This window comes from Streptomyces sichuanensis (assembly GCF_020328095.1).
GTDB classification, from domain to species: domain Bacteria; phylum Actinomycetota; class Actinomycetes; order Streptomycetales; family Streptomycetaceae; genus Streptomyces; species Streptomyces cinnamoneus.
The window spans coordinates 1-7,252 of sequence record NZ_JAIXMK010000157.1 but is presented as its reverse complement, the minus strand read 5'-3'; the positions used below and the strand labels follow the sequence as shown (position 1 = coordinate 7,252).

7 protein-coding genes are annotated in these 7,252 nt (G+C 73.7%); 1 reads left to right on the top strand and 6 read right to left on the bottom strand.

Annotation, left to right across the window (positions count from 1 at the left end; translation table 11 throughout):
- A partial coding sequence (locus tag LE181_RS29140) for a MarR family winged helix-turn-helix transcriptional regulator (RefSeq protein WP_225664512.1) occupies positions 1-253 on the top strand: 253 nt, incomplete at its 5' end.
- On the opposite strand, the gene LE181_RS29135 is transcribed toward LE181_RS29140, so the two are convergent.
- The 6 genes from LE181_RS29135 to LE181_RS29110 all read right to left on the bottom strand — a co-directional run.
- A complete protein-coding gene (locus tag LE181_RS29135) occupies positions 212-1,000 on the bottom strand; it encodes a response regulator transcription factor (protein WP_225664511.1) in 789 nt (262 codons plus the stop codon). The two genes, LE181_RS29140 and LE181_RS29135, sit on opposite strands and share 42 nt — an antisense overlap.
- A gap of 359 nt (positions 1,001-1,359) precedes the next feature.
- Complete coding sequence (gene galK / locus LE181_RS29130) at positions 1,360-2,523, bottom strand: galactokinase (RefSeq protein WP_225664510.1); 1,164 nt, start codon at positions 2,521-2,523, stop codon at positions 1,360-1,362.
- Positions 2,520-3,497, bottom strand: a complete 978-nt coding sequence (gene galE / locus LE181_RS29125; RefSeq protein ID WP_225664509.1) for a UDP-glucose 4-epimerase GalE — start codon at positions 3,495-3,497, stop codon at positions 2,520-2,522. The genes galK and galE overlap by 4 nt, the downstream gene beginning before the upstream one ends.
- Positions 3,494-4,540 (bottom strand): galactose-1-phosphate uridylyltransferase, encoded by a 1,047-nt coding sequence (gene galT / locus LE181_RS29120; protein ID WP_225664508.1) that lies wholly within the window; start codon positions 4,538-4,540, stop codon positions 3,494-3,496. The genes galE and galT overlap by 4 nt, the downstream gene beginning before the upstream one ends.
- Before the next feature lie 103 nt (positions 4,541-4,643).
- A complete protein-coding gene (locus LE181_RS29115; RefSeq protein ID WP_225664507.1) occupies positions 4,644-5,348 on the bottom strand; it encodes a response regulator transcription factor in 705 nt (234 codons plus the stop codon).
- A gap of 237 nt (positions 5,349-5,585) precedes the next feature.
- A partial coding sequence (locus LE181_RS29110) for a PQQ-binding-like beta-propeller repeat protein (protein ID WP_225664506.1) occupies positions 5,586-7,252 on the bottom strand: 1,667 nt, incomplete at its 5' end.

Genomic DNA, 7,252 nt, shown 5'->3' with positions numbered 1-7,252 from the left:
GTCGGGCACCATGACCAACCGCATCGACCGGCTCACCAAGAAGGGCTTGGTCCAGCGGGAGCCCGACCCCAGCGACCGGCGCGGCGTGCTCGTCCGGCTGACCGCCGAGGGCCGGGACCGTGCCGACCAGGCGCTGGCCGGGCTGCTGGCGCAGGAGCGCGCCATCCTCGCCGAGCTCTCCCCCGCCCAGCGCGGCGAACTGGCCGGGCTGCTACGCCAGTTGACCGCCCCGTTCGACAACGTCCCCGGCTAGGTCCACCGGACCGACCCCGGCACGGCGCGCCAGCGCCACGGCGGCCAGCGTGGAGTGCACGCCGAGCTTGCCCAGGACGTTCTGCATGTGCGTGCGGACCGTGTGCGGGGAGAGGTAGAGGCGCTCGGCGACGGCCTTGCGCCCCAGCCCGGCCACCATGCAGCGCAGCACCTCGCGCTCGCGCGGGGTGAGCGACTCCACCAGCCGCTCGCTCTCCGTGCGGTGCTTGCGCGCGGCCGTCAGCTCCCGCAGGACGCCGGTCAGCAGCGCGGGCGGCAGGTGCGTCTCGTCCCGCAGGACACCGCGTATGACCGCCAGCAGGCGCGAGAGCGAGCAGTCCTTGGCCACCCAGCCGCCGGCGCCCGCCTGCAGCGCGGCGGCGGCCCGCCGCGGGTCGTCGCGCTCGGCCAGCACCACCGTCCGCACGCCCGGATGGCCCGAGCGCACCCTCGCCACCAGCGAGATGCCGTCCACCGTGCCCTCGCCCGGCCCCGAGCCCTCCTGGCCGGGGCCCCGGAGCTGCCCCGGCACCTGCGGGACGTCCGGACCCACCGCGCCGAGGTCGGCGTCGATCAGCAGCACGTCGAAGCGCCGCCCCTCACCCGCCGCGCGCTCCAGCGCGCGCAGCGCCGCCGGCCCGCTGCCGGCCGCCGAGACGTCCACGTCCTGCTCGGCCGCGAGGGCGGCGGCGAGCGACTCGGCGAAGATGCGGTGGTCATCGACCACCAATACCCGAATACGTGCCACAACCACCCCCATGTCCCGGTAGGCAAGGCAGTGCGGGTACGGCGCCCGACCGGGGCCGCCACGCGCGCACGGCCGCCGCCGTGCACTGACAACCAACCCCGCCCCGGGCGTCGTACCTGCCTGTCTCGCCCCCTGATCAGCGTCGGCCCCCACCGGCGCTGTGCATCAGCGTACGGGCGGGGTCCGGCAACGGAAGCCGATTGGCAAAACTGCCTGACCCGGGTGTTTATCGTGAGCTTTCTGTTCAGTATTGAGGCGGTGAACGACTCGGAACGACGCGATGTGGACGTCGCTCCGACCGAGGACCGGCCGGTCGTACCGCAGCGGACGGCGGCGGGGACCGGCGGCCGGGACGTGTCCTAGGCCACCCGGCCCGCGCCCTGGGCGGGGGCCACCGCGACGATGCGCGGCGCGCGGTGGCCGGCGGCCGCGAAGGCGCCGGCCACCGCCGTGCGCACCGTCTCCTCCGCCGCCGCCTCGGCGAGCACCACGGCGGAGCCGCCGAAGCCGGCGCCCGTCATCCGGGCGCCGAGGGCTCCCGCCCCGGTCGCCGCGGCGACCACGAGGTCGAGCTCCGGGCAGGAGACGCCGAAGTCGTCGCGGAGCGAGGCGTGCCCGGCCGTCAGCAGCGCTCCCGTGGCCCGCGCCTCGCCCGCCTCCAGGAGTGCGGTCACCTCCTCGACGCGCTGGTTCTCCGTGACGACGTGCCGCACCAGCCCCAGCAGCCCGGCCGTTCCCGGTGCCGCGGCCAACTCCTGGAGCGCCGCGGGCCATTGCCCCTGTGCGACGTCGCGCAGAGCGCGCACCCCGAGCGCGTGCGCGGCCTTCTCGCAGCCCGCGCGCCGCCGGGCATACGCGCCCGCTCCCACGTCGTGCCGGACCCGTGTGTCGACCACCAGCAGGCACAGGCCGTGCGCCGCCGGGTCGAAGGGGACGTGCCGCCGCGAGAGGTCCCGGGTGTCCAGGTGCAGGACGTGGCCGTCCCTGCAGCAGGCGGACGCGGTCTGGTCCATCACCCCGCAGGGGACGCCGACGAAGGCGTTCTCCGCCCGCTGCGCCAGCCGCGCCAGGGCGGGGCGGGAGAGCCCCGCGCCGCAGAGGCCGTCGAGCGCGAGCGCCGTGGCGACCTCCAGCGCGGCGGACGACGACAGCCCCGCGCCCACCGGGACGTCGCTCTCCACGTGCAGGTCGGCGCCCGGTACGTCGTGGCCCGCCTCGCGCAGGGCCCACAGGACCCCGGCGGGATAGGCGGCCCAGCCCCGCACCGCGCCCGGCACGAGGTCGTCCGGCCGCACCTCGGCGACGTCGCCCGGAGCGGCGGCGGAGTGCAGGCGCAGCCGCCCGTCGGTGCGGGCACGGGCCGCGACCCAGGTCCGGTGGGGCAGCGCGAACGGCATCACGAAGCCCTCGTTGACGTCGGTGTACTCACCGATCAGGTTGACGCGGCCGGGCGCCGCCCAGACCCCGTCGCAGGCGGCCGCATGGGCCGCGCGGAACGCCTGTGCGGCCCGTGCGGCGCTCACCCGTCCGTCCGGCCCCGGCGGGCGAACGCCCAGGCGTCCTCGACGATCCGGGCCAGGTCGCAGCGGTGCGGCCGCCAGCCGAGCTCCTCCTCGGCGCGGGCGGCGGAGGCGACGAGCACGGCCGGGTCGCCGGGGCGGCGGGCTGCGGACACCTCGGGGATCGCGTGTCCGGTGACCTTGCGGGCGGTCTCGACGACCTCGCGGACGGAGAAGCCGTTGCCGTTGCCGAGGTTGCAGATCAGGTGCTCGCCGGGGCGGGCGGCGCCCAGGGCGAGCAGGTGGGCCTCGGCGAGGTCGGCGACGTGGATGTAGTCGCGGACGCACGTGCCGTCGGAGGTGGGGTAGTCGTCGCCGTAGACGTGGATCGCTTCGCGCTCGCCGAGTGCGACCTGCAGCACCAGCGGGATCAGGTGCGTCTCCTGCGCGTGCCGTTCGCCGTACCGCCCGTACGCCCCGGCGACGTTGAAGTAGCGCAGCGAGACGGCGGCCAGGCCGTGGGCCGCGCACTCGCCGGCGATCATGTGGTCGACGGCGAGCTTGGTGGCGCCGTAGGGGTTGGTGGGAGCGGTCGGGGCGTCCTCGGTGATGGGGACGGTGGCGGGCTCGCCGTAGGTGGCGGCGGTGGAGGAGAAGACGAGGGTGCGCACGCCGGCGTCCCGCATGGCGGCGAGCAGCTCCACGGTGCCGCCGACGTTGTTGCGCCAGTAGCTGTCGGGGTCCTCGACCGACTGCCCCACCTGCGAGAACGCGGCGAAGTGCAGGACGGCGTCGTAGCGGTCGTCGAGCCACCGGGCGGCTTCCTGGACGCGGCCCTCGATGAAGCGGGCGCCGTCGGGGACGGCGTCGCGGTGTCCGGTCGAGAGGTCGTCGAGGACGCTCACCTCGTGGCCGGCGGCCAGCAGGTGGGCGGTGACGACGCTCCCGATGTATCCGGCACCACCCGTGACCAGGAACCTTCCGGTGCTGCTGCTCATGAACCGGCCGCCTCTCGCAGTCGCCTCGCCGCGGTCTCGGGCGGCACGTCGTTGATGAACACTTTCATGCTGGATTCCGAACCGGCGAGGTACTTCAATTTTCCTGCAGTGCGGCGGACGGTGAAGAGTTCGAGGTGAAGGGCGAATTCACCCCTGAGGGGGTGGTGGGCGGGTGCCTGGTGCCAGGCGGAGATGTAGGGCGTGGGCGGCTGACCGGGGCCGAAGATCCTGTCGAACCGCCGCAGGAGTTCCAGGTAGACCTGGGGGAAGTCCGCGCGGGCGGCGTCGTCGAGGGCGGGCAGGTCGGGCACCCGCCGCCGCGGGTGGAGGTGGACCTCGTACGGCCAGCGGGCGGCGTAGGGCACGAAGGCGGTCCAGTGGGCGCTGGTCAGGACGATCCGGCGGCCATCGGCCCGCTCGTCGGCCACGAGGTCGTCGAAGAGGTTCCGGCCGTGCGTGCGCGTGCGGTGGGCGGCGAGGGAGGCGAGCATGCGCTCGGTGCGTGGCGTGACGAAGGGGTAGGCGTAGATCTGGCCGTGCGGGTGGCCGAGCGTGACGCCTATCTCGGGGCCGCGGTTCTCGAAGCAGAACACCTGCTCGACGCCGGGCAGGGCGGCCAGTTCGGCGGTCCGGTCGGTCCATGCGGCGAGGACGAGGGCGGCACGGCCGGGGTCGAGGCCGGCGAAGGAGGCGTCGTGGTCGTCGGTGAAGCAGACGACCTCGCAGCGGCCGTGGCCGCCGGTGAGTGAGGGGAAACGATTCTCGAAGACGACGACGTCGTAGTCCGCCGCCGGGATCTCGGTGAGCCGTCCGCCGCGGGAGGGACAGAGCGGGCACTGGCCGGGTGGCGGATGGTACGTGCGCGACTGGCGGTGGGAGGCGATGACGACGTCGTCGCCGAGGAGCCGGTCGTGCCGGATCTCGCTCACCGCCTCCCCCTGCTGCAGGGGGCGCAGGTCGGGGGCGTCGCGCACGGCGTCGTCCCGCGCGTCGTAGTAGAACAACTCACGTCCGTCCGCGAGCCGGATCGCCGTCTTCTTCACGAGCCGGTCTTTCCCCGCCTCGCCCGTCGCCGAACCGCGGCGGAGCCGCGGGCGGGGCGACGGGGTGGCGTCGGGGGGGGCCACCCCGGCGACCCCCGGCGTCCTACGCGCGCGGGGGGCCCGCCTGGGGCGGGACCTGGGTGGTGCCCGTGGCGCGGTCCAGGAGGCCCGTGCGGGCTGCCAGGGCTGCTGCTTCCAGGCGTGAGCCGACCCCGAGCTTCATCAGGACGCGCTGGACGTGCGTGCGGGCCGTGCTGGGCGCTATCCCCATGCCGGCCGCGATCAGCCGGGTGTCCTCGCCCTCGGCCACCCGGACCAGGACCTCGACCTCCCGCGGGGTCAGCAGCTGCAGCAGCCGGGCGCCCTCGTCGTCGGGCTGGGCCGCCGGGTTGAGCAGCTCGGCGAAGGCGCCCTGCAGCAACTGCGGGTCCACCGCGGCCTCGCCCGCACGGGCCTTCATCATGGCGCGCTCGACGCCCTCGATGCGTTCGTTGTGGCGGACGTAGCCCGAGGCGCCGGCGGCGAACGCGGCCGCGATGCCCAGCGGGCTCGGCACCGGGCCCAGGACGACGACCGCCACCTGCGGGCGGTCCCGCTTGATCCGGACGACCGGGTCGAAGGCCCCCGGCTCGGCCGGGGTCGCCGTGCCCAGCAGGCACACCTCGGGGGCGCGGCTGATGACCAGCTCGGCCGCCCCCGCACTCGGCGCGGCCGCGGCCAGTACGCGGTGGCCGCGCAACTTCAGTGCCGAGGCAAGGGCCTCGGCCAGCAGTCGATGGTCGTCGACCACCATGAGCCGCACGCCCATGCGCTACCCCCCTGTCGCCCGCTGCCGCCCTCTGCCGCCCGCGCAGGTCGTCCCCGGCACCCTCTTGCCCGGGAAGCTACACGCTTGTTCGACGTTCCGCGCCCCTTACCGGTGAGAAGTCCCCCGGAATGCCGAAATCCCTGTCAATCACGTGTACTTCGAGACTGAAACGGATCGTTCAGGCATGTACGTGTGATGGACAGGGATACGGCCGGAGCGCTCGTCAAATGATCACTATCAGCTGCCGCCGAAAATCATGACCGCGTACTCCTTGCCGAAGCTCACCGAGCTGGGCTTGTTGGCATAACTACTGCCCATGTACAGCCGTCCCTGGGACCACAGGGCCCGGTGGAGGCCGGGCGTGAGCCTGCGCTCACTGTCGGCCGTGTTGGCCGGATTCTTCAGCAGCACATCGGTCTTGAACGACTTGGGATCGATCCGTACCACCTTGCCACCCGCCTTGTAGGTGGGCTCCTGGTAGGCGATGGGGTAGCCGTCCTTGTCGAGGCCCAGCGGAAGCAGCTCGGAACCCGCGGTGCCCTCGGCCTTGCCCTTGGACTGGCCGGTGGCGAGGTCGAAGCCGACGATCTCGTTGACGCGGCCCACCTGCTGCGCGTTGCCGCTCGCGTGCTCCTCCGAGGGGAGGTAGAGCGTGTCCTTGGAGATGGCCAGTTTCGTGCAGCCCTCGACGTCCGTGGACGGGCACTTCGGCTGGAACTTGCCGTTCTCCGTGGAGATCTTGGTACGCAGCTTGCCTTCCTTGGCGCTGTCGTCGATCGCCATGAAGTCGGAGGCGCCGTTGCCCTTGCTGCCGCCGGCGTCGAGCGCGATCACCAGCGGGTCGGTGGAGGCGACGTGCACGTACTGGATGCCGGCGGGCACCTTGAAGATGGACGAGACCGCGCCCGTCTCCGGGTTGAGGGTCTGCACCTGCATCTGCGGCCGCGAGTAGTCACCGCAGCGGCGCACCGCGACGAGCTTGGTGCCGCCGCCGTAGCCGTCGTCCCGGCAGTCCTCGCCGGGCTTGGGCTTCCAGAGCTCCTTGCCGTCCAGCGACCACGCGGCACCGCCGCTGGTGCCGCCCGCGGCGACGGTGCCGCCGCCGACGGTGACCGAGTTGAAGCGGACGTCCTGGTCACCGGCCTTGGCGGACTTCTGCCAGAGCTTCTCGCCCTTGTTCAGGTCGAGGGCGACGACCTGGCTGCAGGGGCCGCCGTACTTCTTGTCCGCGCTGGGCTTGCCGTCCTTGACGAGCACGGCGGTCTTGCCGTCCGCCGTCACGTGCTGGGAGGCCCAGCAGATCTCGCCGTCGAGCGGGATCTCCCACTTCTGGCCGCCGGAGAGGCCGTAGCCGACGATCTTGTACACGTCGACCTTGGCGAAGACCTGGTCGGTGGTCCACAGGCCCTTGACGCTGACGAGGTCGTCGACCTTGGGCTGGTCGACGCTGAACAGCAGCTTGCCGTCGACGGGCTGGGGCGCCGGCTTGCCGCCGCCCTCGGCGCCGCCCTGCTTGCCGGTGTCCTGGCCGCTGGCGGTGTTGCCCTTGTCGTCGCTCTTGCCGTCGTCCTTGGTGACGAACCAGACGCCGCCGCCGACCACGAGCACCGCCGCCACGGCCGCGCCGATGATGGCCATCATGCGCTGCTTGGCCTTGCCGCCGCCGGGCCCGCCCGGACCGCCGACGGGCGCACCGCCCGGGAACTGGCCGGGAGGCGGCGGGTACATGCCGGGCTGCGGCGGCTGAACGGCGCCGAACGCCTGGGTGGGCATGTACGACTGCGCGGGGTTGCCCGGCGCGGCCGGGTAGCCGTAGCCGGCGGGCGGCGGGGCCTGCGGGGCGCCCGGCGGGGGCGGCGGGGTCTGGGGAGCGCCCGGCGGGGGCGGGGGCGTCTGCGGGGCGC